This is a genomic window from Brevibacillus sp. M2.1A (assembly GCF_013284355.2).
Taxonomy (GTDB): domain Bacteria; phylum Bacillota; class Bacilli; order Brevibacillales; family Brevibacillaceae; genus Brevibacillus.
The window spans coordinates 971,035-989,901 of the sequence record NZ_JABSUY020000001.1 but is presented as its reverse complement, the minus strand read 5'-3'; the positions used below and the strand labels follow the sequence as shown (position 1 = coordinate 989,901).

Here is an 18,867-nt window from a genome sequence, read left to right as displayed (position 1 = left end):
CTCGGTTAGTCAGGACGAACCGTACGCATAGCTGGGCGTTTTTCTTTGCTTGTGCGCTGTCTGCTGCCGGTAAGCACCCCGCCGATTCCCGCGACAAACGTAGGAACTCCCGCCGCGACCAAAATTAATGCCCAATCGCGCAGATTGAGATCCGTTGTTTTAAAGATCGGCTGGAGCGCCTCCATGTACACGACACCGATCACGAGCACAATCGACGAAAGTACGGCCCAAACGAGATATTTATTTTCAAATACATTGCGGTGAAAAACGCTGTATTGACTCCGGCAATCGAAAACGTGAATCAGCTGCGCCATAACCAATGTGACGAAAGCGACAGTCTGGGCGTGCACCAAGTCATTCGGATTCTCTTTGAGTGTCAGCCAGAACGCCAAGAGCGTCATGGCCCCGATGAGAAAGCCGCGGCTAATAATCTTCCAGCCCAACCCTCGGCTGAATATGTTCTCTGCCTTGTTGCGAGGCTTCTGATACATCGTATCTTTTTCCGCCTGATCGATGCCCAGCGCCATGGCTGGTAAGCCATCCGTCACGAGATTGACCCATAAGATCTGGATCGGCACCAAAGGCAAGGGAAGCCCGAGGAGCATTGCAAAAAACATGACGAGAATTTCACCTACGTTGGATGCCAGCAAATAACGGATGAATTTTCGAATGTTGTCATAGATGTTGCGCCCTTCCTCTACTGCGGCGACAATCGTGGCGAAGTTATCGTCGCGCAGCACGAGATCGGCGGCTTCCTTCGTCACATCCGTACCGGTAATCCCCATCGCGATCCCAATGTCTGAGGTCTTGATCGCAGGCGCGTCATTGACACCGTCTCCAGTCATGGCGACAACATGGCCTTGGCTTTGCAGAGCACGGACAATCCGCAGCTTGTGCTCAGGGGACACACGGGCATAGACAGTGACTCGCTCCGCATACTCTGTGAGCTGCTCATCTGACATGCCATCCAGCTCCCGCCCCTCCAATACTTCTCCGTAGCCACGCATCAAACCAATCTGCCGGGCGATTGCTTCAGCTGTCACCTTGTGGTCGCCTGTAATCATGACCGTCTTGATTCCTGCTTGATGGCAAAGATTGATCGCTGGACGGACCTCTTCACGCGGCGGATCGATCATCCCGGCCAATCCGACAAAGACGAGATTGTTTTCCAGGGAGCCGATCGGCTGTCCCGGACGATAGCCTTGCAGTGTCTTATAGGCGAAGCCCAATACGCGCAACGCTTTGCCTGCCATCCGTTCCGTTTGCTCCAATACTTGGTGGCGAAACGTCGCGGAGAGTGGCATGAGCTCTCCCTTCCACAATATGTGTGTCGATCTCGCCAGCAATGCTTCCGCCGCGCCTTTGGTCAGCAGGGAATACACACCGTCCGTCCCCTTTTCAACGACCGACATCATTTTGCGGTCAGAATCAAAGGGTAGCTCCTCCACACGCTGTCCCTGATTCTTTTGGTTGCTACGCTCTGTATCGCCGCCCAATGCTTTCGCGGCAAGCACCTTGAGAGCACCTTCGGTCGGGTCGCCTACAACTTGCCAAAAGCGTGACGCCTTGCCCATCCCAAGCAGATTGCGCGTGCTTTGCTCCTCGCATGTCAAACGGGCATTGTTGCATCTGTCTGCGATTCGGATGATTTGCGAGAGGGCTCCGTCACGGGCGGGAGATACCATTTTCCCCAGGTAGTGAAAGGCTCCCTCAGGTGCGTAGCCGCTGCCGCTCACCTCATACGTGGAATCGCTGTGCCACACTTGAGTAACGGTCATTTTATTTTGAGTCAGGGTCCCAGTTTTATCGGAGCAAATAACAGAGGCGCAGCCCAACGTCTCGACTGATGGGAGCTTGCGTACGATCGCATTGCGGCGGATCATCCGCTGGACGCCAAGCGCTAGCGCGACAGTCACAATCGCCGGCAAGCCTTCCGGGATCGCCGCCACTGCGAGGCTCACCCCAGCGAGGAACATCGTAAACAGCTCATGACCATGCCAGACACCAGCAGCAATGACCACAATCGTCAACAGCAGTGCGACGACCACGAGAATTTTGCCCATTTGCTCCAATCGCAGCTGCAAAGGGGTTTCTGCTTCTTCCGCTGTATTCATCAAGTGCGCGATTTTCCCGATTTCCGTGCTCATCCCTGTCGCGACAACGATACCGCTCCCTGTTCCTCCGGTTACCATCGTGCCCATGAACGCGAGATTTTTTTGGTCGCCAAGCGGTACAGTGGAGGCCTGGGCTGTCTCCAGTCTTTTCACGTTTTTTCCGACGGGGACAGACTCCCCTGTCAACGCAGACTCCTCTACCTCTAGCCGATTGGCCGAAAGCAAGCGCAAATCTGCGGGAACACGATCCCCAGCCTCCAATTGCACCAGGTCACCAGGTACCAGCCGCGAAGCCGGTATCATGGAAATGTTCCCACCCCGGATGACCCGCGCCATCGGGGATGCCAGCTCCTTTAGCGCTTGCAAGGATCGCTCAGCCTTGGCCTCCTGAATAAAACCGAGGATGCCGTTAATGAGGATGATCGCGATGATCGCAATCGCATCCAAGTACTCTCCGAGGAAGTACGAGATCAGTGTTGCGATGAACAGGATGAGTACCATAAAATCCTTGAACTGATCAACAAAGACCGAGTAGAGAGGCTTTCGCTTTTGTTCAGCCAACTGGTTGGCACCTTGTTTAGCCAGTCGCCGCTCCGCCTCCTGCTGAGTCAACCCTTGCGCAGCATCACTATGAAGGGCTTCGGTCACGTCGGCCGCCGCCAGCGTGTACCATTTTCGAATTGGCTGTGTATCCACCTACATCTCCTCCATCCACATCTCACTCATTTTCATGTGTATGCAGACGAGCTCGAAAATAAAACAACCCGTCCATTTATCTGGACGGGTCCGCGTTAGTTTGTCGATTATTTCAAACTTTTGGCTACACCAATGCAAATCAACAAAATCGGCGGCAGCCAGGTGAGTCGCGTCAGCCATCTGGCTTTTCCGGCGCGCCTGCCGAGGGCAATTCCTATCACAAGAAGCAAGGCACTCATCACCGCAATACAGAGAGCGACGAGCAGTGGTGAGTATCCCAAAAACGTAAGGCTAATGCCTGCGCCGAAAGCATCCAATGACAGGGCCAGCCCCAACATGACGGCCTCCCAGCCCATAATATGCCCAGAACGGTCAGCATCGGCTTTGGATGGATCTTTTAAAATCTGAATCATGACACCAAAAATGCGGAACTGCGACAATAATACGATGGGCTCCTGCTCTTCCTGTTTTTCTGCGGCTACAACAGCAGTAGACTCCTGATCCTCTGTCCCCGACCGTGTCGCAATGAGCCGCCACAGAGTAAACAAACCCATGAGGATCAAGACCGCGGCTCCAATATACTGGCCAATCTCGGGTGTTAACCATTCGGTGAGGGATGAGCCTACGAGCATGACACCATATACAACAGCAAACGAACAACCGGAAACGACAACGAGCGACAAAAAGGGCATTCTCATGTTCCGTAAACCATACGTCAATCCTACACTGACACTGTCCATGCTGATGGCCAGGGAAACGAGCAGGAGTGCGAGCCATCCGCTCATATGTGGTCACCTCTTTCCCATTGCCTATTAGGTATACGCGAAAAGCTCCGCTGATGTGCCAAGAAACGAATAAGGTTTGACTACGAATGTTGAAAACGAATATTGCCATACCACTTGGGAACTGTTACCATTAAATTAAACAATGTTTAAAACGTTGTTTGACAAAACACTCTTACTTTCAATAAAAAGGAGGTTGGTCATGTCACAGGCAGATAAAAACAGCGAAACGAAAGCAAAAATTTTGCAATCGACACTTGATTTAATCAAGATGGAAGGCTTCGAGAGTGTGACAGTGCGGAAAATCGCAGCGGATTCCGGTACAAACGTAGCTTTGGTTAACTACTATTTCGGTTCCAAGGATAGGCTCATCAATGAAGCCCTCAGTGCCTTTCTAGGAAGCTTTACACCTACATTTGATATCTTGGATAACACCTCACTGCTTCCCCAAGAACGACTCAAGCAGTTTTTAATGAGCTACGTGCAGATCATCCAGCAATATCCCGAGCTGGTTTCCCGAATCTTCTCACTTGGTGGCGCTGTATTTACCTCTCAATATGAATACGGTCAATTTCTCAAAAGCATCGGGTTTGTGAAGATTGCGGGAGTTTTGAAGGAAATTACCCACGAAGAAAACCATGAGGTTCTCATGATGATGATCATGCAGTTGTTTGGAGCGATATTTCTTCCTGCCTTGCTCAAATCGATATTGTCTACAGGGGCTGGCATCGAGGTCGCTTCGGTAGACCAACAGATTGATTTGTTATTCGCACGCTATTTTCATGAAAAATAGGGGGAGAGACAAATGGGCTTTTTGCGAAAATATTGGCCTGACCTCGGGTTGTTGGTGGCAGTAGGTGTTGGTCTGCATGTCATGCTGCAATGGAGTACCATTCCTGTTATCGAGCGGCTGTTGTGGCTAAGCTTCATCGCCATCCTTGTTCATCAGTATGAAGAGTATCGTTGGCCCGGATATTTTGCCGGCCTGTTTAATGGTTTGATTTTCAAAAGCAGCCATCCAGAACGATACCCGCTGAATCCACAGTCTGCGATGATCATCAACCTGGTCATTGCCTATGTCTTTTATCTGGTTCCCCTGTTGTTCCCAACTGTCGTCTGGCTCGGCTTGGCACCGATTCTAATGGGCTTCTTCCAGTTTATCTGGCATGGAATTTTTGCGAATCTAAAAGCGAAAACGCTCTACAATCCGGGCTTGTTCGCCGTTATCGTCTTCCACATCCCGATCGGGGTATGGTATATCCGGCACATTATCTCCACTGGCATGGTAACGACGTCAGACTGGATCATTGGGACGGGCTACTTCATCGTTGCAGTGTATATTCTCATTGTGAAGGGGAATATGTGGCTAAAGGACGAAAATTCCCGTTATACCTTTACTCGTCAACAGTTGGGGCCTTACGTACACAAATCATAAAAACCAGCTCCTGAAAAGAAAAAGAAGAGGCCACTGTCGGCCTCTTCCTTTTCTTTGAACTATTTGATTTCAATCGGCACTTCCCACTTCACGTCGTGTTCCACCATATAGGTAGCGTAGGATACCGTGAGCTTTTTCGGTTGTTGCTTCAAGCGCGGAATCGTGATCTCACCTTTGATCTGTACCCGTCCGTCCTTGTCTCTGGTGCTTTCCGTGCTCACTGACGCAGCGAAATTCTTCCCATTTTCATCCTTTACAAACCAATCGTGGTTATCAACTATGCCTTTTCCTAATGTACCCTCTATGGTCATTACGGCCTCACCTAGATCTTCACCGTTACCTGGCTTCCATGCAAAAGAAGAGAATGTAAAGGTACTGCCAGTTGTCTCATCCTTGAAAGTCGCAGCTTTCTTCTCCAGTTCTGTTGGAACCAGATCAAATTTAGGCGAAGCCAGCTTTTTCTCATAAATTTTCTTTAGCTCAAGCTTTAATTTTTGTTCTCCCTGTATCGGGCCAAATGTATGCCACCAATTCAAGACATCGCCTTCTGGTCTTTCTTCCGCTTCTTCTTCTGTTCTTGGTGTGAAAAGAACATTCTCCTTGTTATCAAGCCCATCATCCAATGATTTCATATCCCAAGCTGCTACCACTTCCCCTTTTTCATTGGTGATTTCGTACATCATATTCTCTCCCGAAAAAGCAGGATCACGCTCTTTTTCTGTGATAATAGCCCCTTGCGGATTTTTCCGATCGTACAGGATCGACGTACGTTCAACCTCCAAATAAGCTGATTTTGGGGAAATAGTATCTAGCATGACCCGTGTCGCACTTGGGGAAAATTCGATATTTTTCAGCTCAATCCCTAGACCTTGTGGCGATTGAAAGGCCGTATCCTGGAAGACAACCGTTTTCGTCGCTTCCTTGGCTTTCTTCATATCGATCGGAATTTCCAATGACCATTTCCCTGTCTTACCTGCGATTTCTGTCTGTTCTAAATGTAAGGTTAGTTTGTCAGGAGTCGTATCAGGTGATTTGAAGATTTCATTCAAATATCGCTCTGTGATGAAAAACTCTCCATGACTTCCCCAATTATCTCCTCCATCATCCTCAAACCAATCCTTACCGTTCTGATCAATCAGCTTCGCATTCAAATTATGATCTTCAATCTTCTTGCCGCTCTCGTCGTACACATCATAGATGACTGCGATTCTCATCGAGTCAGCCAACAGCTCTTTTAACTCGACAGTAATTCCTTGATCGGTTGCCTTCTGCTCCAGCTTTTGAACAAGGCCTTTATTGACGGCATTTTTCATACCGCTATCCGCATCTTTTTCCATTTGGAACAAGCTATTCACATAATTCGCAAACGTAGGTGATACAACCGTTCCGGTCACCACCAACGCCGTAAGTCCTGCTACTACCAATCCTGTCTTCTTCACAATATCCCAACCCCTTTGTCTTCTGGTTCGGGAGGAGTGCTTTCGCGTAGAACGTGGAGGAACTGCATCAGACAGCTTATCCATGACCTCATCTGTAAACGTATCGGGTACAGGAGCCTCTGGAATGTCGGAAAAATCCACTTCTTGCATGCCTTCTCCCCACTCTTGCAGGTGCTTCTGGCATTGTGGGCAATTTTCCACATGTTGCTCCAATCCTTTGCTCTCGGCAGGGGCCAGCTCATCGTTTACGTATAGCTTCAATTGATTAAACATGAAGCATTTCATAAATAGCTCCCCCTCCCATCGTTTTCTCTAGGCTGTCCTTCATCTTTTTGCGGGCGCGGAATAATCGCATCTGAACGGAGCTCTCCGATAGAGAAAGTCGCTCGCTGATCTCCCGATACGACAGTCGCTGTAGGTAAAACAGGACGAATACCTCGCGATACTCCTCATCCAGCAGCATAATGCTGCGTTCCAGCGCTGCGTCCCGTTCCTTTTTCAACAAAGTTGTTTCAGGCGTGTCCGGGTCAATCAGCTGCTCCTCATCGATTTCTACCTGCTCTGTCCGTTTGCGTTTTCGCATTTCATCGAAACAATGATTGCTCGCAATTCGATACAGCCACGACGAAAACCTGTACTCAGGCCGATAGTCGTGTAAACGATAAAAGGTTTTGATAAACACGTCTTGAGCCAAATCCTGTGCGTCTGGCATGTTTCCGATCATCCTGTACAAATAACCGACCATCTTGCCCTTGTATCTGTCGACAATTTGTCTGTACTGCTCATGATCGCCAGCCAGGATTTGCTCGATTAGTTCCTGATCGTCCGGCATTTTGCTACTCCTCCATCTATCACAGATCAAGCCAGCGGGGAATGCTGCGCAGCTTCCGTTTTGGTTGATTCATAAGCTATTACGGATTTGCTGGAAAAACCTTTCTCTACTTTTAAAAAATTCTATAATCAGTTATCCAAATAAAAAAGAAGAGGCCTCTGTCAACCTCTTCCCCTGTCTGTCTTTCATCTATTTGATTTCAAATGGCACTTCCCAATTCACGTGGTGCTCCACCGTATATTCAGCAAAAGATATTGAGAGACTTTTCGGTTGTTGCTCCATGCGCGAAATCTCCAACGTGCCTTTGAAGTGTACGCGTCCGTCTTTGTCTCTATTGTATTCTGCATCCAAGTCCGCTTGGTGGGTATCTCCATTTTCATCCTTTGCAGACCAAAAGTTGGTTTGGACTACGTCTTTTCCTAATATCCCCTCTACTGTCATCACAGCTTTACCTAGCTCCTCGTCTTTACCGGGTTCCCATGCAAAAGAAGAAAACGTAAAGGTACTGCCTGCTTCATCTTGTAAAGTCGCTGCTTTCTTGTTTAGTTCTGCTGGAACCAGATCGACTTTGACTTTGGAAGAAGAGCGTTTCATTTCATATATTTTTCGGAGCTGAAGCGTTAACTTTTGTTCACCCTGCATCGGGCCAAAAGAATGCCACCACTTCTGGCTATGTTCACTTTGTCGTTTTCCTATAATTCCAGATATATTGAGCACGTTTTTCTCCTTCGCTATCCCCTCATCCAATGACGCCTTATCCCGAGCAGCTACAACATCCCCTTTTTCGTTTGTGATTTCGTACGCAATATCGTTTCCTGATAAAATGGGAACCTGCCTTTTTTCCATTGTTTTGACTTGCGCCCCTTCGCGGGTTACTTCTACTCGCTCCTCTTCAACTTCTACATAAGCTGATTTAACAAGAGTAGTTTCTAGCATCAGGCGGGTCGCACTCGGAGAAAATTCGATTTTTTCCAGTTCGATCTCCATCCCCAGTGGTGAATGAAAAGCTGTGTCCTTGAAAGTAACCGTTTTGGTCGCTTCCTTGGCTTTCTTCATATCGATCGGGATTTCCATTGACCATTTTCCCTTTTTCCCTGCGATTTCGGTCTGTTCTAATTTTAAGGTCAACATATTCGGAGTAGCTTCGGCGGATTCAAAAATAGTGTTTAAGGGCTGCTCTACGATAAAATACTTTCCGTGACCACCCAAGGTTGGTCCATCGTCTTCCAACCAATCTTTCCCTGTTGAATCAATCAGATAAGCATTCAGTAGGTGTCCATCTTCACCAATTTTAATTTGCTTGCCGTTCTGGTCGTACACATCATAGATCACGGCGATTCTCATCGAGTCTGCCATCACCTCTTTTGCTTCGAAAGTAATCCCTTGATCGGTTACTTTTTGCTCAAGCTTTTGGACAAAACCTTTATCAACAGCATTTTTCATGCCATTATCCGCATCCTTCTCAATCTGGAACAAGCTATTCACATAGTTGGCAAACGTCGGTGAAACGACCGTACCTGTCACGACCAAAGCCGTTAGTCCTGCTACTACCAGTCCTGTCTTCTTCACAATATCCCAGCCCCTTTGTCTTCTGGTTCGGGAGGAGCGCTTCCGTGCCGTACGTACGGGAACCTCTTCGAACAGTTTACTCATGACCTCGTCCGTAAAGGTATCGGGTACAGGAACTTCCGGATAGGTGGAAAATTCCTCTTCCAGCATGTAATCTACCCACTCTTGCAGCTTGATTTGACATTGTGGGCATTCTCCTGCATGCTGCTCCAGTCCTTTGCTTTCGGCAGGGGGGAGCTCGCCATTTGCATAGAGCTTCCATTGATTAAACATGAAGCATGTCATAAACATCTCCCCCTCCCATTGTTTTCGTCAGGCTTTTCTTCATCTCTTTACGAGCACGGAACAAGCGCATTTGAACAGCGCTCTCCGTAAGAGACAGTCTCTCGCTGATTTCCCGATAAGACAGACGCTTCAAGTAATGTAGGACGAACACCTCGCGATACTCCTCATCCAGCAGCATGATACTGCGCTCCAGCTGGGCGTCTCGCTCCTTTTTTAACAGAGTGGTTTCTGGTGTCTCTGGATCAACGATCTGTGCCTCCACAATTGCGGTCTGCTCCGCCCTTTTGCGTCTTCGTATTTCATCGAGACAATGATTGCTCGCGATTCGATACAGCCATGAAGAAAACTTGTGCTCAGGCCGATAGTCTTTCAATAGGTAAAAGGTTTTGGTAAACACGTCTTGAGCCAAATCCTGTGCGTCTGGCATGTTGCCGATCATTTTGTACAAGTAGGTCACGATCTTGCCCTTGTACCTGTCGATAATCTGACTGTACAGCTGGTGATTGCCAGCCAGGATTTGCTCGATCAATTCCCGATCGTCCGGCATTTCTACTACTCCTCCATCTATCACCGATCAGCCTTTGGGGAATGCTGCGCAGCTTCCGTTTTGGTTGATTCAACACTAATACGAATGAGCGGGAAAATCCTTTCTCCTTATTTTTAAAAAATTTATTTTCCCGTCATAAGAGGGCTTCAAAGCTATTTGTTTGAGTCAACATAGTGGAGGAGAAGAAAAAGCACAGGTCTCTTCAACTCTGACACGCCAGCGTGGGGGATTGACTGTCCGTCTCCACTTTAAAAAGAGGACCGTCGAGCCAAAGCCACCCTACGGGCGGACGTTTCTCTGAGAAGAAGTGTTCGACAAGCGTGGACCTCTTTTTAAAGTTCCGACTGGGTAGGCGTTGTCAAGGTCTGCGAGCCCTGTGCTTTTTCTTTTCACCAGCTTTCTTGGCTAATCGGTACCTTTAAAAACTTAGGAAGATCGCCCAAAAAAGAGCTCGACAGCCTGAACAAATCAGGACTGCCGAGCTCACTTGCTAACAAATCTATTCTTTTTCGAATGGGAGTACTTTAAACACGTGCAGCTAGTGCCCGGGCGAGCAACTCTACCAGCCTCTGCGCATACTCGCCAGTGGTATCCCTTACCCCTGAGAATTCCGTCACTTCCATACTTGTCACGCGCGAATCTCGCAAGACAGTTGCCAGTAATGCCTCCGCTTCGGACAGCGACAATCCTGTCTCGCTTGGGGAATAGGCCGCTGGCATCGCGTCTTTGTGCATGATATCTACGTCGAAATGAACGAGGATTTTGGCATCAGGCGGGATCGATTGGAGCATATGAGAAACTCGTTCCACGATGCTTCCCTCTGTGAGCTGAGCCAAGGTCATGACGTCAACGCCGAAAGTCTCTCCAGGCATCTGCTGGCAGCCGATGAGGCGGATTCGCTCTGCGTCCCAGCCGCTTGGCTCGATCCATTGTCCGCGATCCTGAAGCAAAAACCACAAACCCATCCCTGCCGCCCCAATACAGCGAGAAGCGGATGGCACTACTGCATCGAGATGACCGTCAAGCACGAGCAGATACGCTTTTTCCTGATACTGAGCCTGATGAGCCTGTGCTGTTGCAACGACCAAGCTGCAATCGCCGCCGAGCATCAAGACAAAGTCGTCTGTATCGAGCCACTCTTGCGCGTCCTTTTGCAGCAAATCCCAGAACATGCGCGGTGCCGGCCAGTTACGAACTGGTGGAATATTGTGGCGAGGCAAATCATCCGGAAGCTTCAGATTCCCTACGTCCTGCACGCTCAGACCACGCTGCTGCAAATGCTCGATCAATCCTGCGCTCCGCAATGCATCTGGAGCAAGCTGTGTGCCCGAAATGTAAGCCCCTGTGAAATGCGGGATACCAGCTACTTTTACTTTGATAAAAAGTCCCTCCCAAGGAAATTCATCGTATGACCATCCCTAAAAGTATATCACAGCTTCGCGTGCAGTAATTGGATGAGATCACCGACGGACGGTCGCAACCAACGATCTGGCATGGATGCTTTTTCCCCGCGCAGCAATTGGCAAGCAAGCGCATTCGGATGGACATCTGCACTTAAAAAATACACTTGGTGCACAGGCTGCGGGAGAGCGTCCATGACCTCCACACATTTGCTGACATACGTTTGCAGCGCATCCCGATAAGCGGGAGTCGTTAATGCCGCACCACACCACACATCAATTCCGGTCAACGCCTTGGCATGAGCTGCATCCAAGCTTTTGGCGAGCGAGCAGACAACGAACAGCAGCTTCTCTGGCGCCAGCTGGAACCGCTTCTGATACTGCTTGGCAAAACGGGCAAGTGTTGCATTCCAGGACGGAGTATCGTAGCTGCCGAGATCTGGGATGCATTTGAGTGCCCCGACTAGCTGCTCTTGCCTCTTTATAAACAAGAGACCGTCAATCACTTGAAACGAAAGCCCGGTCAACTGCCCAGACAAAAACTCACCCACCCGTTCATGCATGACGCGAGAGATTCGCTGCGAGGATTTGCGCTTTAGCTTTTGCCGTATGCGCACTTCTTCTTCCTCCAGGTAGACCCGTATCAGCCTGGAAAACAAATCTGCCTCCGTAGTTGGCTCTAGTATCAGGCACTCCAAACGGCTATAGGCGTCTGCCACGCTTTGGTCCCATTGCCCTTCTTTTTCTGTGCCCATCATTACCCTCCCTCACATCATTTCGGATGCGTGATCGGCCACGACCAGCACATCCATGTGTCGGACCTCCCTCAATAATCGCTGAATGACCGAACCCTCGAGAATTTCCTTCCAGCGGGTCCGCGCCGACTGCCCGATGACGACCTGCGTCGTTCCTTTTTCGTTCATATGCCAAACCAGCTTGGTGAAAACCTTGCGCCGAGAAGGGGCTTCGTATTGTTCGAAGCGACCTCCGAGCCGCTCTGTTAGTGCCTTCAGCTTCGCCAGCTGCGTCTCTTCCTCTTCTGTCAGCGACGAATGATCCTGCACGTAAGCTACATGCCAGGACGCCTTCAGCCGATAGGCAATTCGGAATCCTCGGCGAATCAATCGTTCACTGTCTGCGCGCAAATTCACACAGACAAAAATGACTTCCTGCTGCCGCCAAGGCCCGCGAAGCGTTCGTCGCTCCCACGCCTCCAAGCGTTCGTCGACGTCGTCCGCCACTTCACGCAAGGCCAACTCCCGTAGCGCGATCAAATTCCCTGTTTTGAAAAAGTTGGTCAGCGACTGCTCTACCTTTTCCATCGCGTAAATATTGCCCTCCCGCATCCGCTGACGCAGTGCTTTGGGTGAAATATCGATCAGCTCGACCTCATCTGCCTGATGCAAAATATGATCCGGTACCGTCTCTCGCACGCGAATTCCCGTGATTTGTTCGACGCTGTCGTTTAAGCTCTCCATGTGCTGAATGTTCATCGTGGATATGACGGAAATACCCGCAGCCAAAATCTTCTCGACATCGTGGTATCGCTTCTCATAGGCACTCCCCGGCACATTCGTATGTGCCAGCTCATCCACCAGTACGACCTCCGGATTTCGCTGGATGATTTCGTCCGTATCCATTTCTTCCAACGTCACGTTTTTGTACGGAATACGCTTGCGCGGGATAAGAGGAAGTCCCCCTACCTGCTCAATGGTTTCTTTTCGTCCATGCGTTTCTAAAAGCCCAATCACCACGTCGATGCCATTTTCGGCGAGCTCGTTGCCTTCTCGGAGCATCGTGTACGTCTTGCCGACACCAGGTGCGGCTCCCACATATACTTTTAGCGTACCGCGCTTGATTTTCCCGATTTTCTGCTGCATCTCCTCATCAGAGAGTCGGCGGTACGGATTGGGCGTTACCGCTTGTTCACGCTTGGTCGGCATAACGCGCTCACCGTCCCGCTCAGAACGGTCCGCTACGATTAGGATATCAATATTTTTCGTTTGCCGAAGAATCTTATGGACGATGGAGCCATAGCATATCTCTTCCCAGCGCGTACGCTTGGACTGCCCCATGACGATTCGGGTCACATTATTCTCCATCGCATAAGCGACGAGCTCGTTTGCTACGCCCTTTTCATGTGCAAGCATCTGCTCTTCAAAGGTACCTCCGACTTTGTCCACGAGCTTTCCGATGGATCTCTTAAAAGTCGCTTCTTCCTTCGTCAGTTTCTTGGATAAAGGGAGAAAACAGACGACCAAGAGCTCTCCGCCGAGCCGCTTGGCAACCTGTTGTCCTCGCCGAACCAATATCGACCCGTTCCAATGATACTGGGCAGAAACCAACACCTTCTCTGTGGCTCCGGAAGCCCCTACCATACCGTGCTTCTCTCGATAATCCTCCAAATCCTCGTTTACGCCTGTAGCTACGAACCGAAGAGCGAGTTCTCGCAGCATATGCAGATTGTCTCTGCGAAACAACGGATGCTTGGTTCGAGTCGGGTTGCGATCATCTTCTTGCAGCCTTTTCAGAATGGCTTCTGGCGTGACGTCGAGCAATTTCACCTCGTCAGCCATGGCAAGCGTATCCTCAGGTACACACTGGTCGATACGCACTTCTGCCTTCGTCAGTCGCTCCGCCATTTCTTTCATCCCCGCCAATTCGTAAATGTTGACCGTCGCAATCACACTAATATTGTGATTCAACAAATACTGAACATCGTCGAGCCGGGTTACACGCTGGGCATCTGGACGATTGCGATGAGCCAAACCGTCTACGAGAACCACTTCCGGATCACGCTCGATAATGGCTGCAACGTCCAGATCATGTCTCGCTTCCCCGAGGGAATACCAGATGATTGGCTGGATTTGCTCCAAGCCCTCCCGCTTTTGCGCCAGCTTGGGATGAGTGGCCTCGCCTGAGCCAGCTACGACCACATCAATCCCTTTTTTCTTAAGCGACTGCCCTTCCATTAGCAGGTGATAGGTTTTACCTGAACCACTGACTGCCCCCAGAATGATTTTCAGCCTGCCCCGGTGCATTCTGGAGATGGACTGCAAGATTTCCTCCGGGGACTTTCGCCGAAACTGCTCTACCATCTCGCAGCCCTCCTTCATTCTTTACTTATCCAATTCATCCAAAGCTATATTCAGCTTGACTACATTGACACGCGGCTCTCCGAATACCCCCAAGCTTCTTTCCTCTGTATTCGCTTCAATCAGAGCCTGTAGTTGTACTGGTTCGAGATTGCGCACCTTGGCTACACGCTCCACTTGTATCTGAGCAGCTTTTGGCGAGATATGCGGATCCAGACCGGAAGCGGAGTTCGTCAACAAATCAGCCGGGATGTCTTCCTGCTTCACGCCAGGATTCGCTGCCAGAAATGCGGCGATATCTTTTTGTGTACGTTCGATCAGGGCCGGGTTGGATGGCGCGTAGTTGTTCGAGCCAGAGCCTGACGCATTGTTATCAATAGAAGAAATGCGTCCCCAGAAGTACTTCGGATCGGTGAAGGTCTGCCCAATCAGCTCGGAGCCGACTACCTTGCCGCTCGCATCGGTGATGAGACTGCCACTTGCTTGTGCAGGCATGACAACCTGTGCAACCCCTGTCATCGCCAGCGGGTAGGCAACGCCGCAAATCAGCAGCAAAACGAGGCTGAGACGCAAATTTTTCCATATCATATCGGTTCACCTGAGCTTTCTTTTTTCAATATGAGTTACACCAGATTCAATCCTACCAAAATCAAGTCTATCAGCTTGATGCCCACGAACGGGACGATAATTCCCCCCAAGCCATAGATCACCAGATTGCGGCTGAGTAGCTTCGTCGCGCTCATCGGTGTGTATTTCACACCTTTCATCGCCAACGGAATCAGGATCGGGATAATAATCGCATTGAAGATCAACGCGGACAAAATCGCACTTTCCGGTGTAGCCAGACCCATGATGTTGAGCGCACTCATTTGTGGGATCGCCAGCATGAACATCGCAGGAATGATCGCGAAGTATTTCGCTACGTCATTGGCGATACTGAACGTCGTCAATGCACCGCGCGTCATCAAAAGCTGCTTGCCAATCGCAACGACCTCGATAATTTTGGTCGGGTCAGAATCCAAATCGACCATGTTCGCTGCTTCTTTCGCCGCTACCGTACCCGTATTCATCGCCAAACCGACATCGGCTTGTGCGAGAGCTGGCGCGTCATTCGTACCGTCACCCGTCATGGCGACGAGCTTGCCTGCCGCTTGTTCTTTGCGGATCAGCGCAATCTTGTCTTCCGGCTTGGCTTCCGCTACGAAATCGTCCACACCTGCTTCGCGGGCAATCGTCGCGGCTGTCAGCGGGTTATCTCCCGTGCACATGACCGTACGAATACCCATGCGGCGCAGCTCTTCAAAGCGTTCGCGCATCCCTGGCTTTACGGTATCTTTCAGGTAAATCAACCCGAGAATCGCATTGCCTTCTGCTACAGCCAATGGCGTGCCGCCCGCCGTTGCAATCCGGTTTGCTTTTTCATCCAAATCAGCAGGGATGTTGCCCCCTTGCTCTACCACGTATTTTTTGATGGCGTCGACGGCCCCTTTGCGGATGAGGACGCCGCTTGCCAAATTCGTCCCGCTCATTCTTGTTTCAGCGCGGAACTCCACGCCTTCGGAACCAGGCAATTCCAGTTCAGCGGGTGCCAGACCTTGTTTTTTCGCCAGCTCTACAACAGAGCGTCCTTCCGGTGTTTCGTCATGGACCGAGCTTTGTGCAGCTACTCGGTTCAATTCCGTGCTTTTGCTGTTGCCTACGGTGACAAACTCGGCAGCCATCCGGTTACCATGCGTGATCGTTCCCGTTTTATCCAAAATAATAGTGTTGATGTCACCGGATGCCTCTACGGCTTTACCAGACATAGCGATGACGTTAAACTGCGTGACCCGGTCCATACCCGCAATCCCAATCGCTGACAAGAGTCCGCCAATCGTAGTCGGAATCAAGCAAACGAGCAAAGCAATCAGTGTCGCAACCGGAATGGCTGCATTTACATAGTTGGCAATAGGCAGCAAGGTCGTGCAGACAATCAGGAAAATCAACGTCAAGCTGACCAATAGCGTATTCAACGCGATTTCATTCGGAGTCTTCTGTCTCTTCGCGCCCTCTACCAACGAAATCATGCGGTCCAAAAACGATTCGCCGGGATCAGTCGTCACACGGACACGGATCCGGTCACTGACTACACGTGTGCCTCCCGTGACAGAGCTGAAATCGCCACCTGCTTCTTTAATGACCGGAGCAGATTCACCCGTAATTGCTGATTCGTCCACAGAGGCGACACCCTCGACGATTTCCCCGTCGGATGGAATCAGCTCGCCTGCTTCCACGATCACCAGATCGCCTTTTCGCAGTTCTGTGGAACTGACGACTTGAATGCGACCATCTTTCCCCACTTTTTTTGCTTGCGTGTCCTGCTTCGTTTTTTTCAAGCTCTCTGCCTGTGCTTTGCCGCGACCTTCTGCCAAGGCTTCTGCGAAGTTGGCGAACAGAATCGTCACGAACAGGATAAAGCTGACGACACCGTTGTAGAACGGGTCCGAAGCTCCCCCAAACAAATTGGGCACAAACGTCAAGAGAAGCGTAATGAAGAACCCGATCTCTACCACGAACATGACTGGATTTTTCATCATCACACGCGGGTCCAGTTTTTTGAAAGACTCGACAAAGGCCCGCTGGTACAAATCTTTAGGAAGCGCAACCGTGCGCGTTCTACTCATGGAAAATTACTCCTTTGCCTCTAGTATTCATGTTCAAATCAATGTTCAAAAAGTCAGCTTTTGAACTTCCCCTTATCATCGGATTGTGAGCCACTCGGCGATTGGGCCAAGAGCAAGCACAGGCAGGAATGTCAGTGCGCCTACGATCACCACAGTCGCAATCAAAATCACCGTGAATACACTATTGTCTGTGCGCAGCGTACCCATCGTTTCCGGTACCGGCGTTTTTGCGAGCAAGGAGCCTGCTACCGCCAGCATCGTAATGATCGAGACGTATCGACCGAACAGCATGACGAGTCCGGTAGAAATGTTCCAGAATGGCGTGTTGTCGCCCAATCCTTCAAAACCGGAACCGTTGTTGGCTGCGGAAGAAGTGTACTCGTACAGCACTTGTGAAATGCCGTGGAAGCCTGGGTTCGACACTGCGGACGATCCCATTTCTGTTGCCAATGCAATGGCGGTTGGCGCCAAAATAATCAGGGGATGAACGAGAATCGCGATGGCGATCAGCTTCATCTCTTTTCCTTCGATCTTGCGGCCGAGGAATTCAGGCGTACGCCCTACCATCAAGCCCGCCAAGAATACAGCCAAAATCGCATACATCAAAATGTTAATGGTTCCGACGCCATCTCCGCCGAATACGCAGTTGAGCATCATTTCACCGAGCGGAACCAAGCCGCCAAGTGGTGTCAATGTATCGTGCATGTTGTTCACGGTTCCTGTCGTTGCCGCTGTTGTCACGGCGGTGAACAAGGCGCTTTGTGCGATGCCAAAACGGACTTCTTTTCCTTCCATGCTGCCCATTTCTTGTGACAGGCCAGCCCGTTCCAGCGCCGGGTTGCCGTTTCCTTCATTGGTATACGCCGTAATCAGAAACGCCAGGAACATCACGAACATCGCTCCAAAAATAACCCAGCCTTGCTTGCGGCTCTTCGCCATGAAGCCGAATGCGAATGGCAGTGCCGACGGGATCAAGAACATCGACAAAATTTCGATCACGTTTGTTAGCGGTGTCGGGTTTTCAAACGGATGCGAAGAGTTTACTCCGAAGAATCCTCCCCCGTTTGTTCCCAAATGCTTAATCGATACCAGTGAAGCAACGGGACCGCGAGCGATTTGTTGCTCCGTTCCGCTAATCGTTGTTGCTGTCGCTGTCGGCTCCATCGTCTGCGGTACGCCTTGGGACACCAAGAGCAGTGTCACAACAATTGCCAGTGGAATCAACACCCGTGTATGAGCACGCACCAGGTCAACGTAGTAGTTACCGATGCTACGCTGCCCTGTCAGCCCGCGCATGAAAGCCATTACGACCGCGATCCCTGTCGCTGGCGTCGTAAACATCAGGTAAATAATGACCAGCATCTGCGATAGATACGACAATCCGCTCTCCCCGCTGTAATGCTGAAGATTCGTATTCGTCAAAAAGCTGACGGCTGTGTTAAAGGAAAGCAACGGATCCATCGCCGCAATTCCACTCGGGTTTCCAGGCAGCATCCCTTGCAAACGAAGCAAGAGATACGCAATCGCTACCATTGAAATGTTGCTAACCAGAACAGCCATTGCGTACTGCTTCCAGGTCATATCTGCTACGCGGATACCAGACAGCTTGTATATCGCTTTTTCCACCCCGCCAAAAACACGGTCCAGACGGGTCGTCTCCAGCGAAAAGGAGCGTGCCAAATATTTTCCCATCGGTATGGCGAGCACGAAAAGCACCACCAAAACCAACGCTATTTGTATAAAGTCCACGACAGTTCCTCCTACTCCCTCTAAAAAGTGGCTCCAAATAATCGAATGCTTCGGGTAACCCCTAGTATTTTTCTGGGTAAATCAATGCGTGGCACAGGTACATCGCAAGCCCTGCCATAATCAAAAGCAACCAGATCATTTCTCTTTCCCTCCCTGTTCTCTTACTACGGCGTCACAAAATTTGATGAGTGCAAAAAATACACCGAATGAAAGCGCCAAGAGCAGTATGGAAACCACGTCCATGCCATGTCCCTCCTTTTT

14 protein-coding genes are annotated in these 18,867 nt (G+C 50.1%); 2 read left to right on the top strand and 12 right to left on the bottom strand.

What is annotated here, in order from left to right; genetic code table 11:
• Window positions 1–5: 5 nt before the first annotated feature.
• Both HP567_RS04885 and ytaF read right to left on the bottom strand, forming a co-directional pair.
• Window positions 6–2,810, bottom strand: a complete 2,805-nt coding sequence (locus HP567_RS04885) for a calcium-translocating P-type ATPase, SERCA-type (RefSeq protein WP_173611841.1) — start codon at window positions 2,808–2,810, stop codon at window positions 6–8.
• Between the two features lie 107 nt (window positions 2,811–2,917).
• Complete coding sequence (gene ytaF / locus HP567_RS04880) at window positions 2,918–3,595, bottom strand: sporulation membrane protein YtaF (RefSeq protein WP_173611840.1); 678 nt, start codon at window positions 3,593–3,595, stop codon at window positions 2,918–2,920.
• A gap of 199 nt (window positions 3,596–3,794) precedes the next feature.
• On the opposite strand from ytaF, the gene HP567_RS04875 reads away from it, so the two are divergent.
• Window positions 3,795–4,385: a TetR/AcrR family transcriptional regulator gene (locus HP567_RS04875; RefSeq protein WP_173611839.1), complete on the top strand. Its 591-nt coding sequence runs from the start codon at window positions 3,795–3,797 to the stop codon at window positions 4,383–4,385.
• A gap of 12 nt (window positions 4,386–4,397) precedes the next feature.
• Window positions 4,398–5,027 carry an HXXEE domain-containing protein gene (locus HP567_RS04870; RefSeq protein WP_173611838.1) on the top strand — a complete coding sequence of 210 codons (630 nt, stop codon included), beginning with the start codon at window positions 4,398–4,400 and terminating at the stop codon, window positions 5,025–5,027.
• Between the two features lie 59 nt (window positions 5,028–5,086).
• On the opposite strand, the gene HP567_RS04865 is transcribed toward HP567_RS04870, so the two are convergent.
• The 10 genes from HP567_RS04865 to kdpA form a co-directional block, all read right to left on the bottom strand.
• Window positions 5,087–6,751: a DUF4179 domain-containing protein gene (locus HP567_RS04865; protein ID WP_173611837.1), complete on the bottom strand. Its 1,665-nt coding sequence runs from the start codon at window positions 6,749–6,751 to the stop codon at window positions 5,087–5,089.
• On the bottom strand, window positions 6,732–7,298 hold the full coding sequence (locus tag HP567_RS04860) for an RNA polymerase sigma factor (RefSeq protein ID WP_173611836.1): 567 nt from the start codon (window positions 7,296–7,298) through the stop codon (window positions 6,732–6,734). The genes HP567_RS04865 and HP567_RS04860 overlap by 20 nt, the downstream gene beginning before the upstream one ends.
• Before the next feature lie 189 nt (window positions 7,299–7,487).
• Window positions 7,488–9,152: a DUF4179 domain-containing protein gene (locus tag HP567_RS04855; RefSeq protein WP_173611835.1), complete on the bottom strand. Its 1,665-nt coding sequence runs from the start codon at window positions 9,150–9,152 to the stop codon at window positions 7,488–7,490.
• Window positions 9,133–9,699, bottom strand: a complete 567-nt coding sequence (locus tag HP567_RS04850) for an RNA polymerase sigma factor (protein ID WP_173611834.1) — start codon at window positions 9,697–9,699, stop codon at window positions 9,133–9,135. The genes HP567_RS04855 and HP567_RS04850 overlap by 20 nt, the downstream gene beginning before the upstream one ends.
• A gap of 524 nt (window positions 9,700–10,223) precedes the next feature.
• Complete coding sequence (locus HP567_RS04845; protein ID WP_173611955.1) at window positions 10,224–11,078, bottom strand: arginase family protein; 855 nt, start codon at window positions 11,076–11,078, stop codon at window positions 10,224–10,226.
• Between the two features lie 50 nt (window positions 11,079–11,128).
• On the bottom strand, window positions 11,129–11,854 hold the full coding sequence (locus HP567_RS04840; RefSeq protein ID WP_173611954.1) for a hypothetical protein: 726 nt from the start codon (window positions 11,852–11,854) through the stop codon (window positions 11,129–11,131).
• 12 nt (window positions 11,855–11,866) lie between these two features.
• Window positions 11,867–14,197 carry a histidine kinase gene (locus HP567_RS04835; protein WP_173611833.1) on the bottom strand — a complete coding sequence of 777 codons (2,331 nt, stop codon included), beginning with the start codon at window positions 14,195–14,197 and terminating at the stop codon, window positions 11,867–11,869.
• A gap of 21 nt (window positions 14,198–14,218) precedes the next feature.
• The gene (gene kdpC, locus HP567_RS04830) at window positions 14,219–14,782 is read right to left on the bottom strand and encodes a potassium-transporting ATPase subunit KdpC (RefSeq protein ID WP_173611832.1); all 564 of its coding nucleotides are present in this window, start codon (window positions 14,780–14,782) and stop codon (window positions 14,219–14,221) included.
• Window positions 14,783–14,817: 35 nt separating this feature from the next.
• Window positions 14,818–16,857, bottom strand: coding sequence for a potassium-transporting ATPase subunit KdpB (gene kdpB / locus HP567_RS04825; RefSeq protein ID WP_173611831.1), 2,040 nt, complete (start codon window positions 16,855–16,857; stop codon window positions 14,818–14,820).
• Between the two features lie 75 nt (window positions 16,858–16,932).
• A complete protein-coding gene (gene kdpA, locus HP567_RS04820; protein ID WP_173611830.1) occupies window positions 16,933–18,606 on the bottom strand; it encodes a potassium-transporting ATPase subunit KdpA in 1,674 nt (557 codons plus the stop codon).
• Between the last annotated feature and the right edge of the window lie 261 nt (window positions 18,607–18,867).